The 17627-nt window shown below is 58.3% G+C and carries 18 protein-coding genes; 5 read left to right on the top strand and 13 right to left on the bottom strand.

Annotated features, from left to right (window positions below; genetic code table 11):
• Positions 1 to 46: 46 nt before the first annotated feature.
• From AC2FGE_RS02290 to AC2FGE_RS02255, 8 genes are all read right to left on the bottom strand, one after another.
• Positions 47 to 697 (bottom strand): protein-L-isoaspartate(D-aspartate) O-methyltransferase, encoded by a 651-nt coding sequence (locus AC2FGE_RS02290; RefSeq protein WP_496817556.1) that lies wholly within the window; start codon positions 695 to 697, stop codon positions 47 to 49.
• The gene (gene surE, locus AC2FGE_RS02285) at positions 694 to 1476 is read right to left on the bottom strand and encodes a 5'/3'-nucleotidase SurE (RefSeq protein ID WP_496817555.1); all 783 of its coding nucleotides are present in this window, start codon (positions 1474 to 1476) and stop codon (positions 694 to 696) included. The genes AC2FGE_RS02290 and surE overlap by 4 nt, the downstream gene beginning before the upstream one ends.
• 112 nt (positions 1477 to 1588) lie before the next feature.
• Positions 1589 to 2632, bottom strand: a complete 1044-nt coding sequence (locus AC2FGE_RS02280; RefSeq protein ID WP_496817733.1) for an ABC transporter ATP-binding protein — start codon at positions 2630 to 2632, stop codon at positions 1589 to 1591.
• 121 nt (positions 2633 to 2753) lie between these two features.
• The gene (locus AC2FGE_RS02275; protein WP_496817554.1) at positions 2754 to 3803 is read right to left on the bottom strand and encodes a methyltransferase domain-containing protein; all 1050 of its coding nucleotides are present in this window, start codon (positions 3801 to 3803) and stop codon (positions 2754 to 2756) included.
• 96 nt (positions 3804 to 3899) lie between these two features.
• A complete protein-coding gene (locus AC2FGE_RS02270) occupies positions 3900 to 5012 on the bottom strand; it encodes a YhaZ family DNA alkylation repair protein (RefSeq protein WP_496817553.1) in 1113 nt (370 codons plus the stop codon).
• A 2-nt stretch (positions 5013 to 5014) separates the two neighbouring features.
• Positions 5015 to 5794, bottom strand: coding sequence for an SDR family oxidoreductase (locus AC2FGE_RS02265; RefSeq protein WP_496817552.1), 780 nt, complete (start codon positions 5792 to 5794; stop codon positions 5015 to 5017).
• Between the two features lie 44 nt (positions 5795 to 5838).
• Positions 5839 to 6678 carry a hypothetical protein gene (locus AC2FGE_RS02260; RefSeq protein ID WP_496817551.1) on the bottom strand — a complete coding sequence of 280 codons (840 nt, stop codon included), beginning with the start codon at positions 6676 to 6678 and terminating at the stop codon, positions 5839 to 5841.
• A gap of 71 nt (positions 6679 to 6749) precedes the next feature.
• Positions 6750 to 7112 (bottom strand): SnoaL-like domain-containing protein, encoded by a 363-nt coding sequence (locus AC2FGE_RS02255; RefSeq protein WP_496817550.1) that lies wholly within the window; start codon positions 7110 to 7112, stop codon positions 6750 to 6752.
• A 109-nt stretch (positions 7113 to 7221) separates the two neighbouring features.
• Here AC2FGE_RS02255 and AC2FGE_RS02250 point away from each other — a divergent pair, with 109 nt between their 5' ends.
• From AC2FGE_RS02250 to AC2FGE_RS02235, 4 genes are all read left to right on the top strand, one after another.
• A complete protein-coding gene (locus AC2FGE_RS02250) occupies positions 7222 to 8829 on the top strand; it encodes a peptide chain release factor 3 (protein WP_496817549.1) in 1608 nt (535 codons plus the stop codon).
• A gap of 49 nt (positions 8830 to 8878) precedes the next feature.
• Positions 8879 to 9634 carry a hypothetical protein gene (locus AC2FGE_RS02245; RefSeq protein ID WP_496817548.1) on the top strand — a complete coding sequence of 252 codons (756 nt, stop codon included), beginning with the start codon at positions 8879 to 8881 and terminating at the stop codon, positions 9632 to 9634.
• Positions 9631 to 10560: a glycosyltransferase family 2 protein gene (locus tag AC2FGE_RS02240; protein ID WP_496817547.1), complete on the top strand. Its 930-nt coding sequence runs from the start codon at positions 9631 to 9633 to the stop codon at positions 10558 to 10560. Before AC2FGE_RS02245 ends, AC2FGE_RS02240 begins: the two co-directional genes overlap by 4 nt.
• 184 nt (positions 10561 to 10744) lie before the next feature.
• Positions 10745 to 12103, top strand: a complete 1359-nt coding sequence (locus AC2FGE_RS02235) for a DEAD/DEAH box helicase (RefSeq protein ID WP_496817546.1) — start codon at positions 10745 to 10747, stop codon at positions 12101 to 12103.
• On the opposite strand, the gene AC2FGE_RS02230 is transcribed toward AC2FGE_RS02235, so the two are convergent.
• The 3 genes from AC2FGE_RS02230 to AC2FGE_RS02220 are packed head-to-tail and all read right to left on the bottom strand — an operon-like array spanning position 12100 to position 14122.
• Positions 12100 to 13002, bottom strand: a complete 903-nt coding sequence (locus AC2FGE_RS02230) for an EamA family transporter (protein WP_496817545.1) — start codon at positions 13000 to 13002, stop codon at positions 12100 to 12102. The two genes, AC2FGE_RS02235 and AC2FGE_RS02230, sit on opposite strands and share 4 nt — an antisense overlap.
• Positions 13003 to 13023: 21 nt before the next feature.
• Positions 13024 to 13926 (bottom strand): fatty acid desaturase, encoded by a 903-nt coding sequence (locus AC2FGE_RS02225; protein WP_496817544.1) that lies wholly within the window; start codon positions 13924 to 13926, stop codon positions 13024 to 13026.
• Entirely contained in the window at positions 13919 to 14122 is a 204-nt protein-coding gene (locus AC2FGE_RS02220; RefSeq protein WP_496817543.1) for a DUF2061 domain-containing protein, read from the bottom strand. The genes AC2FGE_RS02225 and AC2FGE_RS02220 overlap by 8 nt, the downstream gene beginning before the upstream one ends.
• A 108-nt stretch (positions 14123 to 14230) precedes the next feature.
• Between AC2FGE_RS02220 and AC2FGE_RS02215 the strand changes: the two genes are divergently transcribed.
• On the top strand, positions 14231 to 15103 hold the full coding sequence (locus AC2FGE_RS02215; protein ID WP_496817542.1) for a helix-turn-helix domain-containing protein: 873 nt from the start codon (positions 14231 to 14233) through the stop codon (positions 15101 to 15103).
• Between the two features lie 274 nt (positions 15104 to 15377).
• On the opposite strand, the gene AC2FGE_RS02210 is transcribed toward AC2FGE_RS02215, so the two are convergent.
• Together AC2FGE_RS02210 and AC2FGE_RS02205 are read right to left on the bottom strand one after the other, a co-directional pair.
• On the bottom strand, positions 15378 to 16139 hold the full coding sequence (locus AC2FGE_RS02210) for an SDR family oxidoreductase (RefSeq protein WP_496817541.1): 762 nt from the start codon (positions 16137 to 16139) through the stop codon (positions 15378 to 15380).
• On the bottom strand, positions 16136 to 17602 hold the full coding sequence (locus AC2FGE_RS02205) for a carnitine 3-dehydrogenase (protein WP_496817540.1): 1467 nt from the start codon (positions 17600 to 17602) through the stop codon (positions 16136 to 16138). The genes AC2FGE_RS02210 and AC2FGE_RS02205 overlap by 4 nt, the downstream gene beginning before the upstream one ends.
• Positions 17603 to 17627 lie beyond the last annotated feature (25 nt).

Genomic DNA, 17627 nt, shown 5'->3' with positions numbered 1-17627 from the left:
CTGCCCCTGTTGTCCGGGGTTCCGGTGATCAAACTTCAAATACCTGTTATGCCTCATCCTTCCCGAGCCCCTCAAGCAGGGGCACGAAACGGACGGACGACAATTCGTTATAGTCCAGACCATCCTCGGTGCGCGTGACCTTGATCAACTGCTGTACCGCATCTGACTGTCCTACGGGTAGAACCATAATACCCCCGATTTTCAGCTGCGCCAAGAGCGGTCCGGGTGGGTCCTCTGCCGCGGCTGTCACAATGATCCGATCAAAGGGGGCTTGTTCGGGCAAACCAAAGGACCCATCCGACAGCATCGCGGTCACATTGGTCAATCCCATCTGGCGAAACAACTGGCCGGTTTCGTTCACCAACCGTTTATGGCGCTCAACCGTATAGACCCGGCGCGCCAGTTTTGACAGAACCGCGGCCTGATAGCCCGATCCTGTCCCAACCTCCAGAACCGTATCACGTGGGCGCACGTCCAGCGCCTGCGTCATCAACCCGACGACCGAGGGTTGGCTGATCGTCTGACCACAGGCGATGGGCAGCGGCATATCCTCATACGCACGATCCGCAAACAGACCGGTGACAAAGCGACCCCGATCAATCTGCTCCATCGCGGCCAGCACACGCGCATCCGTCACGCCCCGTTTGCGCAGGGCAAACAGGAATTGCATGACGGTTTCGGGGTCCAGTCCACTCATTCGATCGACTTCAACGCCTCTAGCGCATCATAGGCCGTCAGATCCGCCCGCATCGGCGTGACCGAGATATATCCGGCCAGATTGGCTGCCGCATCTGTGCCCGGCTCGGTCGGTTTGTCCTGCGGCCCACCCCGGACCCACAGAAAACGCCGGCCCGAAGGTGATGTCTGTGGCTCAACTGTATGGCGGGTTTCGCGCCGGAAGCCTTGGCCGCAGACTTGAATACCAAGAACCTCATCCGCAGGAACGGGCGGGAAATTCACATTATAAAACAGGCGGTAATCTGTTTGATCCGCAGGGTTCGCCACCAATATCTTGCGCACCACATCGGTGCCATGTTGCACTGCAGCTTCAAACGGATCGGCCAGATCCCGGTTGCGCGGACCGTAGTATTGCGACAGGGCAATGGCGGGCACGCCCTGCAAGGCGGCCTCCATCGCGCCGCCAATTGTGCCGGAATAGACCGTATTCTCAGCCGAGTTATTGCCCCGGTTTACACCAGACAACACCAGATCGGGCGGCGCGTCCTTCATCACGTCATGCAAACCGGCCAATACGCAATCCGCAGGCGAACCTTCGGCTGCATAGCGGCGCTCGCCCAGCTCGGCCACCATGGTCGGGTGTGTATAACTGATACAATGCCCGACGCCCGACTGCTCAAACGCAGGAGCAACGACCCAAACTTCGCCATCTGGCCCTGCCACCTCAGCCGCAATCGCCTCAAGCACCGTCAGACCCGGCGCGTTGATCCCATCATCATTGGTTAAAAGTATACGCATCTGCCCGATCATCCCCACGTTTGGCCCTTGATAGACGCGCCCTTGCGTTGCGGCAAGCAACGGGCGCACGCAATCTGAGGCTTTCGCGCACCACTTAGGCGGAAACTGAGCGTCAGAGCGGGAAAACGAAGCAACGATCGCGGCGGATCGTCAGCCACATGACCCGCCCCGGGTTGGGGACAAACACATTGGGCACGGTGGTCTTAAGGATCGAACCGTCGTAATCCATCCGAAACTCGACCAGGCTTTCATTGCCCAAAAAGCGGGCGCGTTCGACCACACCCCGCGCGGCGACCCCTTCGGTGGCGGTCGGCAACGGGCCTTTGCCATTGCGGTCGAAATCCAGCTTAACGTGCTGTGGGCGGAACACGATCTCGACATCCGTCCCATCCGGAATGCCCGGGGCCAGGAATTGACCGAAAGGTGTTTCCGCCAAAGCCCCGTTAACGACGGACCGCAAGACATTGACATCGCTAAAGAAGGCCACCGCCTCTTTATCTGCAGGCCGGGTGTAGACGTTATAGGGCGCGCCTTGCTGCACGATCTTGCCCCGGCGCATCAGGGCGATCTCATCCGCCATCCGCATCGCTTCTTCCGGCTCATGCGTAACCAGCAGCACCGCGGCATCTTCTTCTTTCAGGATCGCCAGGGTTTCGTCGCGGATACCATCGCGCAACCGGTTGTCGAGGCCTGAAAACGGCTCATCCATCAGCATGATCCGGGGGCGCGGGGCCAATGCACGGGCCAAGGCAACCCGTTGCTGCTCACCACCTGAAAGCTGATGCGGGTAGCCATCGATAAAGCGCATCAGATCAACTTTGCGCAGCAATTCTTCGACGCGGGCACGTTTCTGGTCTTTGCTGCCGGTCAGGCCAAAAGCCACATTATTGGCGACGCTCAGATGTGGAAACAGCGCAAAATCTTGAAACATCAAGCCAATTTCGCGTCGTTCCGGCGGCACGCGAAACACGGTATCGCAGATCAGCTTGCCATCGACGTAGATTTCGCCCGAATCCTGCATCTCGACCCCGGCGATCATCCGCAGCGTGGTGGATTTCCCGCAACCCGATGGCCCAAGCAGGCAAGTCACCTGCCCAGCCTGCACGGTGAGCGACACATCATCCACCACAACCCGCCCGTCGAACCGGCGGATCATGTTGCGGATTTCCAAACGAGGAGGAGTTGCGTCTGTTGTCACCGATGACCCCGTAACCTTTCCCGATCAAAACCATCGGGCTTGGGCGGGGATAGCAACCTCGCCCCTTGGGCGCAAGGGATCAGCAGCAGCCGCCGGAAGTGGCTTCGGCCCCCATTGCTTCAAACGGGCTCTCGCCGCCACAGCCTTCGAAAATGCCATAGTGAGTCGAGAAATCACCGACAAAGTCAAAATGACGGGCAAAACGCGTGTCTTTCAACATCATCCATGTGTTGCCGCACACCGGGAAGACCTTGCCGGTTTCCATTGCGTGATGGTCATCCAGCTCAAAACGATGCGGCGCGTTGGGGATGGTGCCCTTGTAGATCACCGCCTGACCATAATCTTCACAGGCGGGCTCCAGCGCGGACAGCTTGAATAAACGGTACGTGGCCGACAGAAAGTTCAACGGCGCGACACGTTCTTCCAGCACAGGGTTTTCGATGGTCAGCGGGCGATGGGTTACACGGCGCGGATCACCAAAGCCCGCCTTGCGCGAGATGGACAGAAAGTCGTTCCAGTACAACGCGCCCGATAGGCATTCGCCATACAGAACCTCATCCTCGGCCATGGCTTGCGGGATGCGGCGATCCGCATAGACGTCCGAGAAATACATCTCGCCGCCCTCTTTCAACAGCCGATGCGCCCCGCGCAAGACGGCCTCTTTATCGGTGGCCAGGTTGATCACGCAGTTCGACACGATGATATCGAAAGAGCCCGGTTCCAGATCCAGCTCATCCAGTTTTTCGATATAGCCGTGGTGGAATTCAACATTGCCGGTGGCATAGCCAAAAACATTGGCGTGGTAGTCCTGATGCGCACGGGCCACATCCAGCTGTTCATGGGTCATATCGACGCCAACCACGCGTCCGTTCTCACCCACCATCGCCGACAGGGCGTAAACATCCCGGCCAGCGCCGCAGCCCAGATCAAGGATGCTCATCCCCTCAAGGTCCAGCGGCGCGATCAGGCCGCAGCCGTAGTAGCGGGTCAGCACCTCATCATGCAGTTTCGAGAGGATTTTCTTCAGATGATCCGGCATGTCATCGGGGGTGCAGCAGGCATTGGTCTGCAAATCCGCACTGCTTTGCAGCACTTCGCCATAATAGTTCTGCACCGATTCATGCTTCATCGCGGATGTCCTCTGTTCGATATCTGCCTAGCAGCTAGTGCAACTTTTCGGCCGGGGCAATCCACCGGGCCCGATTTGACAAAACTGTGAGATGTCTCAGCCCAAAAGGTCGAAATCAACACCTGCCCGCACCTTGCCATTCACCTGAATCTCAAGCCGATGCGCACCGGGGACCAACTGGAACGTGCTTGCGTTGGCTTTAAGCTTGTGACGCTTTTCCAAACGCAATGTCCCATCCTTCAACGCGGCTTGTTTCAGCTTGTGCACTTTGGCTGATGTTTTCCCTCCAGGTCTTTGAAAGTGAATGATATAATCTACAAGAACCGGCTGCGCACCCTGACCTGTCAGGTCCACAGAAAACTCCAGCGCTTTGCCAATCCGTGCCTCTGCCAATAGCTGAATACCAACCGTCACTTCGGCATCAGGATCATAGCCCAGCATGACCATCGAGCCCGAATGTCCCGCCTTTACAAGGCCGCGCAGGGTGTGACCGATCATCCAATCCAACTCATCCGGATTCTGTTTGCCTGCAGCTTTCCAAGTCTGAAGCTGCGCAAGAACCAGATCGGGCTGTTTCTTTGAGATATCGTTCAGATGGTTTGCGATCGAGCGCGTGACATAGCGTGTATTGTCTCCATGCAACCGATCAAGCAAAGGCAGAGGATCATCCAGCTCCAGTCCAATCGCCTGCCCCCAGGGCAGGCGTGGTCGCGTGCCTTCGCTGACCAATCGGCGGACGTGGTAGCTGTCATGCGCGCACCAATCCTGCATCCGGTTCAGAACCAGATCGGGCCAGCGGTTCAGGAACGGGCGGATCGCCCATTCCATGGAAAACCTCTGGGTCAACTCCTCGAACAGGTTCAGAGCGTCCTCGGGCGCGTCCAGCCCAATCGCGGCCACCCATTCGCCCAAAGGTGCAAAGATGAAATCACCGAAATCATCATCCGTTTTGGTCGGGTCCAAAGGCGGCGGTAGCGCGCGTAGGATCACGGGCGCAACGTCGGGCAGTGTTCCCGGTAGGGCCGATTGCAGACAGTCCGCAATCCAAGCCATGCGCTCTTTCAATTCCAGATCGGTGAGCCGGTACATCACCTGCCCATGAAAAGCATCCGGATTAAAGGACGGGTCCGCCTGAGCAAAAAGCCCGGCCAGATACCGGGTTTTCTCATCATTAAACAGCTGATCTTTCAGCGAATACCCTTGAGACATGGCTACATTGTCAAGTTGGTTGCGCCGCCATCCAGCAGGATGTTCTGCCCAACGATAAACCCGGCCTGTTGCGAACACAGAAAGGCACAGGTGGCCCCAAACTCGGCCCGGGTACCATACCGGCGCGCTGGGATTGTTGCGGCCCGCGCAGCCCGCGCTTCGTCGATCGAAATGTCCTGCTGTGCCGCCACACCACTATCGAGCGAGTCCGCCCGGTCGGTTGCATGAATACCCGGCAGCAGGTTGTTGATGTTGACCCCATGAGGGGCCACCTGACGGGCCGTTCCTGCGACATAGCCGGTCAGGCCGGTGCGCGCCGCATTTGACAAGCCAAGCACGGCAATTGGCGCGCGCACGGATTGCGAGGTGATATTGACCACCCTGCCCCAGCCCTTGTCCATCATCGCGGGCAGCAACGCTTTCATAAAGGCAATCGGCGTCAGCATATTCGCGTCCAGCGCCTTGATGAAATCATCGCGATCCCAATCCGACCACATCCCGGGCGGAGGCCCCCCGGCATTGTTCACCAGAATATCAACACCCTGCGCCGCTTCGATCACCCGGGCCTGCCCATCTGGCGTGGTCACATCACAGGCGACGGCCTGAACATCCACACCGTAGGTAGAGCGCAACCGCGCGGCCTCGGCCTCCAGCGCATCCACCCCGCGCGCATTCATCACCAGATCGACACCGGCCTCGGCCAAAGCTTCGGCGCATCCCAAGCCCAGCCCCTTGCTGCTGGCACACACCAAAGCACGTTTTCCTCGAATTCCCAGATCCATTCACTTCCCCTACAGCCTAGCCAGTGCCCTTGTCTCGTACGCCATCAGCCGCCACGAAACTCTCGAATTGTCTGTATGATATTGTCCAGATCACCAACCGCCTGTTCCACAATCCACAATATCGTGACCTGAGGATCATCCTCGCGGTGACGACGAATAAGCGATTTGCCCTTCTGTCCAAAGTAACGCCGCAGACCAATCAAAACAGCGGTCTCATCCTCCGTGTCGTAAGATAGCGTCAGATAGAGACTTGAATCGCCAAGACCGGCAGAACGCGGCATCCATTCTGCACCAGCTTGAATCAGGTTCTGCTTCAACACGTAACGATGCCCGACTGAGAGGCTCAGATCATCTGTTGGATAGTAATACAGAAACGCAGAGGAGAAGATATTTGTGCCATAGTCGATCTTGCCGAACTCTGTGCCACTGATCCGGCCATCCTCAGCGCCAATCACGGCGCTTAGTGTATAGCGATCAAGATAAGCTTCAGCCTCAAACCCAATGGCACGAAAATTGGCACTGTCGGCAAAATCTGTTGCGACGTAATGCCCGTATAGCCCCAAAAGCCCCTGATCAGGGTCGCGCCAGAACAGATGTGCCCCGGTGCCAAATGCTGTTGCGCTGTCCAGATTGTCCGGATCCAGCCGCGCGGCAAGACCGTCGATCTGCAAACCAAAGCTGTGCCCCAAGGGCGCGGAAAAGCTGCCGTCGATACCGTAAATCTCTCCGAAGCTGCCGGTGCTGCCCAGCACCGACAGTTTGCCGTTGATTTCTGATACCGCGGGTTTGGTTTCCCAATGCCCCTGTTCGGCTAGCGCCGCTGTTGCAGCCGAAAGCGTAAGCGCTCCGACCGCAGTTCTGAAAACACAATGGGAAAACTTCATGCTCTTCCCTGATCTTGGTGTCCGTGATGACTAACAAAACTCAGGCAAGAAATACAAGAACTCGCCTAATGTCAGTAGAAGAACTCCTCTCTCACGATTTTTCCATCCGAGACGTGATAAATCGCCACTTCGCGCATGTCGAAGCTTTCGCCGGTTTCCTTTACTTTGCCCTGAACTTCGAAGATCACGGCAAAACGGTCGTCGCCATGCAGGAACGGATCGCTCACCGATGCGCCTGAAACCTCATGGGCGTTCTCCCACCAATCATGCTTGCCGCCAATGCCATCAAGGCCCTGCGTTTCGCGGCCCATGCCTTGCATATCCTGCGCTTCGACTGAGACCGCGTCGGGCGCATAGAGCTTGGTCAGATTTTCCTTGGCCCTGTTCTCGCGGCAACCCGCGACCAGTTCGTCCGCAACTTCTTTCAAATTCATTGGTCCACTCCACCATTTGTTCACTATATGTTCTTTTTGCCATAGCCCGGCGATTCGCGCCACCCCGTTTGTCTTGCCTCGGCGGGTTTCCCCGCCTATACGCGCGCTTATGCTTGATACCGCCTCGAACCAACCTATCCTGCCGCCCGAGATCGCCCGGCGCCGGACATTCGCCATCATCTCGCACCCCGATGCGGGCAAAACGACGCTGACCGAGAAGTTCCTTCTGTACGGCGGTGCGATCCAGATGGCGGGACAGGTGCGCGCCAAGGGTGAGGCGCGGCGCACGCGGTCGGACTTCATGCAAATGGAGAAAGATCGCGGCATCTCGGTGTCCGCCTCGGCGATGTCGTTCGACTATGGGAATTTCCGGTTCAATCTGGTGGACACCCCTGGCCACAGCGATTTCTCGGAAGATACCTATCGCACGCTGACTGCGGTGGATGCCGCCGTGATGGTGATTGACGGTGCAAAAGGTGTGGAAAGCCAGACGCAGAAACTGTTCGAGGTCTGCCGCCTGCGCGATCTGCCGATCCTGACCTTCTGTAACAAGATGGACCGCGAAAGCCGCGACACGTTCGAGATCATCGACGAAATCCAGGAAATGCTGGCCATCGACGTCACGCCCGCGGCCTGGCCCATCGGCGTGGGGCGCGATTTCATCGGCTGCTATGATATGCTGCGCGACCGGCTGGAACTGATGGACCGCGCAGATCGTAACAAAGTGGCTGAAAGCATCCAGATCGACGGGCTGGATGATCCCAAGCTGGCCGAGCACGTGCCCGAACATCTGCTGGAGAAACTGCTGGAAGAGGTCGAGATGGCGCGAGAACTTCTGCCCGCGATCGATCCCCAAGCGGTCTTGGAAGGCCATATGACCCCGATCTGGTTCGGTTCGGCCATCAATTCGTTCGGTGTGAAGGAATTGATGGAAGGCATCGGCGCTTATGGCCCGCAGCCGCAAATACAATCCGCCGAACCCCGCCAGATCGCACCCGATGAGAAGAAGGTCGCGGGGTTTGTCTTCAAGGTACAGGCCAATATGGACCCCAAGCACCGCGACCGTGTGGCCTTTGTGCGCATGGCTTCGGGACATTTCAAACGTGGCATGAAGCTGACCCATGTGCGGTCGAAAAAGCCGATGGCGATCTCGAACCCGGTTCTGTTCCTGGCCTCCGACCGGGAACTGGCCGAAGAAGCCTGGGCCGGCGATATTATCGGCATTCCGAACCACGGACAGCTGCGCATTGGCGATACGCTGACCGAAGGCGAAGCGATCCGCGTGACCGGCATCCCCTCTTTCGCGCCGGAACTGTTGCAGACCGTCCGTCCGGGCGATCCGATGAAGGCCAAGCATCTGGAAAAAGCCCTGATGCAGTTTGCCGAAGAAGGCGCGGCCAAGGTGTTCAAACCCTCGATCGGATCGGGCTTTATCGTGGGCGTGGTCGGCGCGCTGCAGTTCGAAGTGCTGGCCAGCCGGATCGAGATGGAATACGGCCTGCCAGTGCGGTTCGAAGCGTCTCAGTTCACCTCGGCCCGTTGGGTCAGCGGTGAGAAACTTGAGGTCGAGAAATTCGTCAACGCCAACAAGCAGCACATCGCCCATGACCATGATGGCGACATCGTCTATCTGACGCGTCTTCAATGGGATATCGACCGCGTCGTGCGCGACTATCCGGCGCTGAACCTGACGGCCACCAAAGAGATGATGGTTTAAGGGAAAGGGCTGATTGCACTGCCGATCTCGGCTGTGCAATCTTGCGGGCATGAGCGATGACGATCTGACCTTTCCCGGCGGCCTGCCCGATATGCTGGATGGCTATGACAAGCGCCGTGCCCCGTTCGAATTCGGCGCGAACACGCTGCCCCCGCCGGAGGCAGACCTTGAGGCACTGGCCGCACAAACCGTTCCGCCAAGCGCAACGGAACTGCCACCCTTGGATATACAGACCTCATGGGATCGTAAGCGGGTGAAAATCGCCGAAGAGTTCATCGGACAGTCTGAGCTTGCCTTTCTGAACGCGCAACTGGTTGCAAATCTGCGCAAACGGTCATTCCCACGCCACACCCCGGATCTTTTTCAGCGGCTCTGGGCTGAACAGTCCGCACATCTTCTGTCTGTGCTGGACCTGCGCTGGCTGGTTTCCTCGGTCCAGACCTTTGCCGATCACGGCCAGACCCCAACACAGCGCGAAGTCGGGCAAGCTCTGCGCATGTTGTTTGGATTGATGAAGATTTACGAATACGAACGCCTGTTTTCCGGCACGGCGCCAGAAACCCCCTATGGATCGCGCAACAAGGTCCACAAACCCTTACCCCTGCAGATGAAATCCTTCTCGCTGGATTCTGGCGGGCTGGATACCAATCTGATGGCACCGGTTTGGACCAAGGCCCTGAATGACCCCACAATCGCGCCCCTTGCCGATCATTTGTTTAGCACGTTAAACGCCGATCCCGGCACCGTGTTTCGCCGGTTAAAACACATGCGCAACCGGCGCGCGACGCTGCGGTCCCGCACATGACCCGTTGGGGCATTGTCTCGATGGTCCGTGGCCGGGCCGAGGATATCCTCGGCTTTGCGGCGCATCACCTCGATCTGGGGGTCGACCGGCTTTATGTATTTCTGGACGAGCCGAACCCGGCTGCCTTTCAGGCGCTCAGCCAGCATCCCAAGGTGCAGGTGCAATCGTGCGATGAGGCATTCTGGTCAAAACGCACGCGCGGACGCCCGGATAAGCACCAGATTCGCCAGACCTTTATCGCGACGCATACCTATAGGCGTACTGATGTGGACTGGCTGGCTCATATCGATGCGGATGAGTTTTTGTGGACGTCAGAGCCGGTCGCGGATGTCCTGGCAACAGTCCCACAGGATATACCCGCGGTCCGCGTGCGGCCGTCAGAAGCGATGTCAGGTGGCGATGATCTGTATAAGGCGCATCTCCCCAAAAGCCCCACGCGCGAGGCACTGGTGCGGGAGATTTACCCAACCTATGGCGCCTTTATGCTGGGCGGATTCCTGAGCCATGTGCAAGGGAAGCTAATCGTGCGCACAGGGCTGGAAAACCTCAGCTTTCGGATACACAACCTGTTCCAGAACAAGAAACTACTGCCCTGCAAGCACGAACAGCCTCAGTTTGAACTCTGCCACCGTCACGCACCGGATTGGGATCACTGGATCGCGCATTATGATTTTCGGATGACCAGAGGGTCATACCAGCCCGGTATGTCGCCTAACGTGCCACGTGAAGAAGGCGGCCTGAACAAGAACGAGCTGTTCAGCTGGATCAAGGACGAACAAGGCATAGACGGCCTGCGCGCCTTCTATGCGGAGATCAGCGGCCAGGACCCTGACGTGCGTGCGCGGTTGAAACGTTACGGGCTGATCCGGCACAGGCCGCTGAACCTGAGCCAAAAAATCGCGCAACACTTCGCCGGAAGCGGCTGAATTGTTGCACAGAATCCCGCGTTGATGCCGTGCGTGCGCGTCAAGCTGGTCACTGTTTGACGCTGACCCGCCTTTTTGTTATGTCCGCGCTCAAGCCGAAATGCGCAAAACACGCATGGCCATCCGGGCCCGGCACTTTTCAGACGCGCGGGCCAGGTCTAGTGTCCGCATGAACCGGACATACATGACAAAGTTTAACGAACTGAACCTGAACCCCAAGGTCCTCAAAGCCATTGAGGAAGCTGGATATGAAACCCCCACCCCGATCCAAGAGGGCGCGATTCCACCTGCGCTCGAAGGACGCGACGTTCTGGGGATCGCGCAAACCGGCACGGGTAAAACCGCCAGCTTCACGCTGCCTATGATCACATTGCTGGCCCGTGGTCGCGCCCGTGCGCGGATGCCACGGTCACTAGTGCTGTGTCCGACCCGCGAATTGGCTGCGCAGGTGGCCGAGAATTTCGACACTTACACCAAGCATCTGAAGCTGACCAAAGCGCTGTTGATCGGTGGTGTCAGCTTCAAAGAGCAAGAGGCGCTTATTGATCGCGGCGTAGACGTTCTGATCGCGACGCCGGGCCGTCTACTGGACCATTTCGAACGCGGCAAACTGCTGTTGACCGGCGTTCAGATCATGGTCGTGGATGAGGCCGACCGGATGCTGGATATGGGGTTCATCCCCGATATCGAACGCATCTTCTCGCTCACGCCGTTCACCCGCCAGACGTTGTTCTTTTCGGCCACCATGGCCTCCGAGATTGAACGCATCACCGACACGTTCCTATCGGCCCCCGCCCGGGTCGAGGTTGCTCGCCAAGCGACCGCATCCGAAACGATCGAACAGGGCGTTGTCATGTTCAAAGGTGGCCGCCGGGATCGTGAAGCAAGCCAAAAACGCAACTTATTGCGCGCACTGATCGACGCCGAGGGTGAAAAGTGCACCAACGCGATCATATTCTGCAATCGGAAGACAGATGTCGATATCTGCGCGAAATCGCTGAAGAAATACGGCTATGATGCCGCCGCTATCCATGGCGATCTGGATCAGTCGCAGCGGATGAAAACACTGGACGGGTTTCGCGACGGATCATTGCGTCTGCTGGTTGCCTCGGACGTCGCTGCACGCGGCCTCGACGTTCCGGCCGTCAGCCATGTGTTCAATTTCGACGTCCCCGGCCATCCCGAGGATTACGTGCACCGGATCGGCCGCACTGGTCGCGCCGGGCGCGAAGGCAAGGCAATCACGATCTGCTCAGGCCGGGACGAAAAGGCTCTGGATGCGATTGAAGAGTTGATCCAGAAGGAAATTCCCCGGCTCGACAATCCGATTAAGGAAGATCCCAAGCCGGAGGCCGCCAAGCCTGAGAAAAAGGCCAAGCCCACGGACGATAGAAAATACGACCGCAGCAAGGACGAGCGCAAACAGGACAAGCCCGCCAAGGGTCGTGGTCGCCGGGACGACAATGGCCCCAAGATTGTCGGCATGGGCGACCACCTGCCCAGCTTCATCGCGCTCAGTTTCGACGAACGCCGCGCCAGCTAGATCGCCAGCACCAGCGCCAGTATTGAGGCGCCCAACAATCCCATCCCGGCGATTTCGCGCCGGGTGATGGTCTCGCGGAAGAACAGGATTGAGGCCAAAAGGCTGAGGATCAGCTCCACCTGCCCGAGTGCTTTGACATAAGCCGCATTCTGCAAGGTGAAGGCCAGAAACCAGCAGAACGACCCGCCAAGGCTGGTCAGCCCGACGAAGACACCCGTGGATCGGGTTTGCCAGACTGCCAGCAATTCGGCCCGGTCGCGCCACAGCAGCCACAGCCCCATGCTGAGAAACTGGAAGGTGACCACGGCTGCCAGAGTGATCAGGGCACGGAACCATGCGTCAATGTCGCCAAGCTCCAGCGATGCGCCGCGATAGCTGACGGCTGAGAACGCAAACAACACACCGGACCCAAGCCCAAGCTGCGAGGCACGGTTGGTCAGATGGTGCCACCACGTACCGCCTCCGCCCGGTGTTTTGGACAGCAAAAGAACCGCCAGCAATCCCAACAGGATTGCGCCAAGCGCCCCGGCTGAGACTTCATCCCCAAGCACCAAAAACCCGACAATCGCTGTTTGGATCACTTCGGTTTTCTTAAAGGTGATCCCGACCGCGAAATTGCGCTGTTTGAAAAGGGCAACCACGCAGATGGTCGCCAAAATCTGCGCCGTCCCGCCAATGGCTACGAATAGCCAGAACTGTGCCGTCAGAGATGGTATCGCAGCCTGCGTCACCCACAGCGCTACGACCAGCCCCAGAACCGCCAGCGGCATCGAATAGGCAAACCGCGCAAAGGTTGCACCAGCGGCGGATAGTTTCACGCTGCTGAGCGACTTTTGAAGCATGAACCGCACCGTCTGGAATGAGGCGGCGGCGATGGTGACGGGAATCCATAAACTCATGGCTCCCCTTCTGTCGTGGAATCAGGGCTTTGGCCAGAGCGGATGGGCCACCGGATCTTTTGCCCGCCAGAAATATTCTTTGAAAATCTGCGCGTATGAGCGATAGACATAGGCTTCGTTGCAGGCCTGATAGCGGTCTTTCCCTGCCTGATAGAGCGCAGGCAGACGGTACCATGGGGCCGAAGGGTTCATGTGATGAACGACGTGCAGGTTGTTGTTCAGAAACAAAAAGGCCAACAGCCCGCGGTCCTCGACAATCACCGTCCGAGCGCGGGATTTCTCATGCGCGCGGTGTTCCAGGAAGGTCCGGATTTTGACCAGACCCAGCCCTATATAGGCTGATAGAACAAAGGCCCAGGTCGGCATCGCCGATTGCGCGACCACCCACAAAACAACCGCTACGCCGGGAATATGCAGTGCCCAAGCCAGAAGAATGGCGCGATCCCCTCGGATCATCCCATGCCATTCATCACGTAGAAACATCACTTGTCCGATTGCGGGGCCCAGCACGATCCGGCCCAGAAGCGTGTTGTTGGCCACAAACAGCCGCTTTTGCCACCACGACAGTCGCGCCCAAACTTTCGGATCCAGATAGTTCGTTTCGGGGTCGTCATAGGGATCGGTCAAGTTGGCATCCTGATGATGCGCCAGATGCAGATCGCGGAAGCGGTTGAACGGGATGAACAAAGTCAGCGGCACGGCCATCAGCGCCTCGTTCAGCCATCTGGCGCGGAATGGGTGCCCGTGCAACGCCTCATGCGTCAGCGAGGAATGCAAGGCAGCAACCAGACCCAAGGCCGGGATGGCGAGCCATAGGGACCAGGCCGCAAGCCAGAACAGACCGGCCAGCCACGCGGCGTAACAGGCTAAGATCAGGGCGAATGTCCCCCATTCGGGCGATTGGGGCCGTGTTGGTTCAGCCATTGCGGCCCCACGCGATTCCAGCCCAGACCCGTTCATAGGCAACATACAGCGTCAAACCGATGGCCGTATTGATCAGCGCCAACGCACCGCCAACCGCCGCTGATCCCGTGGCAATCAGACCAACCAAAGTCATGACCGCCAACCCCAACGCATTCCAAATCAGTGCCTTCACGACCGACCTTTGCCGCGTTTCCATTCCGGACCCCGTTTTTATTGTTCTCACAAAAGTGTTACCTACGGGGCACTCTGTTGGGTATTCTGAATATGATTAACAAAATTCATCAAATGTGATATTTTCAAACATATGGATGAAAAACTCGACAAACGCGTGCGTGCTGCGCAGTTTCGCCTTCGTCTGGCCCGTGCGATGGAAGACCGCCAAACCAGCCAGAGCGCCCTTGCCCGCAGCATTGGCGTGGACCGGTCTACCGTTTCGCAACTGCTGGCGGATGATGGGGCGCGCCTGCCCAATGCTCATGTCATTGGGGGTTGCGCAGCGGCGCTGGGGGTTTCGGCCGATTGGCTGCTCAGCCTATCAGACCGGCCCGAAAGCGCCGCGGAAATTCTGGCCAGCTCCCTCAGCATGGCGGCGGCCCCACGTGCATTGGTGGATGAGCGGATTTTCCAATGGCATCAAGAGGCTGCGGGCTACAAGATCCGCTATGTCCCGGCCACCCTGCCCGACATGCTCAAAACCCGAGCCGTGTTGGAATGGGAATACGCCCCGCATCTGGGCCGCACGGCGGATCAGGCTATCGGGGCCTCCGAGGACCGGTTAACCTGGATGCGCAGTGCACAATCGGACTATGAGATCGCGATGCCGTTGTTCGAAATGCGCAGCTTCGCGCTTGGCGAAGGCTATTATGAAGGACTCCCGCTGGAGATTCGGCAGGAGCAGATAGACCACCTTCTGGCCTTGTGCGAACAGCTCTACCCGCGTCTGCGGATCTATCTGTTTGATGCTAAGCGCCTTTATTCCGCGCCGGTAACCATCTTTGGCCCGCTGTTGTGCGTCTTCTATGCCGGCAGCCATTACATGGCGTTCCGCGACCGGGACCGGATCGAGGTGTTTACCCGCCACTTTGATACTTTGATCCGCGAGGCCGATATGACCGCCCGTTACTTCCCCGAACATCTACGCGAATTGCGGGCCGAGGCTGAACAGACAACTGCTTAAGGGAATTCCCCAATCGTGCGATCTGTCCGGGCGTGTAGTATAGTGACTGCGCGAACCCTCAGACATTCCACGGAGGATGACCGAAATGGACGCAGTACAAACAGCCCAATATGCAAGAGCTCTCTATTCAGTTCATGGAGACCGGGCCGAGGCAGAAGCCGCTCGAAAGATGCGCGAATCTGAAGCGGCCGGACACACGCAGCAAGCCAAAGACTGGCAAGCCGTCCGCAGCACAATCCGCCAGATCAGAGGCCCGAATCAAGGCTGATCTAAATCAGAGTTTCGGGTCGGGATTGACCGTATGTCCGTCCACAGCGATGACCTGACCCGAAACCAGCCGTGCCGCATCCGAGGCCAGGAACACTGCCATATCAGCAATATCCCGCGCTTCGACAAAGCGCCCCATTGAGGTGCCAGAGGCATAGCCGTCATAGACCTGATCGCGTGTCATGCCCTTAGCGGCGGCCTCGCGCTGCAAGACCCCTTCCATGCGTGGGCCTTCGACAGAGCCGGGACAGATCACATTGCAGCGTATGCCATGTGGACCAAGCTCCATCGCCAGCGTCTTGCCCAATCCAACCATCGCCCATTTCGCAGCGGCATAGGGCGAACGGTTCGGATAGCCGTATTGTCCCGCGGTGGAAGACGTGATCAAAATGGCCCCATGCGCCTGTTTCTTGAGCATGGGAGTCGCGTATTTCGAACACAGAAACGCCCCTTCGAGATTGACTGAAAGGCAATTTTTCCAATCATTTAGAGATACATCCTCAACCGGAGCAGTCGGCCCAGCGACGCCCGCATTTGCGCAAAGCACGTCCAGCCCGCCCCAGGCCTTGGCGATCTGGTCGAACAGGTCGGCCACCTGCGACTCATCCGAGACATCGGTTTTACTTTTTTGCCAGCTGTCTGGGCAGTTTTGCAGCGCTTCACCGTCGACATCAACAATCCAGACCCGCGCACCGGATGTGTCGAACGCCTCCGCCATCGCGCGCCCTACGCCCGAGGCACCCGCCGTGATCAGAACCCGCTGCGTCATACGGGTCTCCGGATCGCGGCACCTGCCCCCTCGGGATAAGGCAGATCGGCTTGCGCCTGGGTAATCCGTGCCATGGCACCCTCGATCTGGTCCGAGGGCGCCGAGGGGCGTCGCGTTTCAAGGTCGACATGCAGCAGGAAACTCTCGCCCGTCGCCAAAAGCTTGTCGCCCTCATACATGCTGTGAAACACGTGCAGTTTCTTACCTTGGCCCAACAGCATCTGAGTTCGTATCTCGATCCGGGCTCCGGCATGGGTTTCATCCAGATAACGAATGTGGTTTTCGGCGGTGAAGTAGCTTCCACCCGAGGTGATGTAATCCGCGTCGCACCCGATGATTTCCATGAAACGGTCCGTTGCGGCCGCGAAAGCCTCCAGATACTTCGCCTCATTCATATGGCCGTTATAGTCGGTCCAATCCAAAGGAACCGCGCGCGCGAGGGTCAGTATGGGTTGGCTTAGATCCGCCTGATCCAGTGATGGCAGTGCACCGGGTTTCAGCGCCGCGTCATGCTGGTTCAACACGGCCCCTGCGCCGTAATTCTGCGCTTTGAGCGCGCGCATCATGCCGACAAGGTTGTTGTCACGGATGCGCTCGAGTTCACGGATCGAATGCATGCCTGACTGCGCTTCCGACTGATCGGCGATCATATCAACCAGCTCGTCGGTGAACTCAGGCACATCCATCAGCTTGGTCCAGGGCCATTTCAGCGCGGGTCCGAACTGCGCCATGAAATGCCGCATGCCGGCCTCTCCCCCTGCAACACGATAGGTCTCGAACAGCCCCATCTGCGCCCAGCGGATGCCAAAACCCATGCGGATTGCTTCGTCGATCTCTTCCGTCGTGGCGATGCCGTCCTTGACCAGCCACAGCGCCTCGCGCCAGACCGCCTCAAGGAAGCGGTCCGCAATATGCGCGTCGATCTCTTTCTTGACGTGGAGCGGGAAGAACCCGACCGATGTCAGAATGTCCTTCGCCTTAGCGACCAACTCTGGCGGGTTCTTATCGGTGGGCACCAGTTCGATCAATGGCAGCAGATAGACTGGGTTGAACGGATGCGTCACCACGATCTGCTCGGGCCGCATCGCACCCTCCTGCAATTCTGAAGGTTTAAACCCGCTGGTCGAGGAGCCGATGATTGCATCCGCATCACAGGCCCCTTGCAGGCTTTTGTAAACCTTCAGCTTCAGGTCCAACCGCTCTGGAACGCTTTCCTGAATCCAAGCCGCGCCCCGAACAGCTTCCGCGATGTCCTCATGGAAGGTCAGCGCGCCTTCGGACGGCAGAGGCACATCGCTCAGCCCCGGCAGCGAACGTCGCGCATTGTCCAGAACCTCACCGATTTTACGCTCGGCCTCGGGGTCCGGGTCAAACACCCGCACGTCCCAGCCATTCAGCAGGAATCGCGCGGCCCAGCCGCCGCCGATCACTCCGCCGCCAATGATTGCTGATATCTTCTTCATATCGTTTGACCTATTCGTAGGGCAG

The sequence above is a fragment of the Ruegeria sp. YTSA075 genome, from assembly GCF_059610245.1.
The sequence above is the reverse complement of the archived record's forward strand: the minus strand, read 5'-3'. Positions and strand labels throughout refer to the sequence as shown.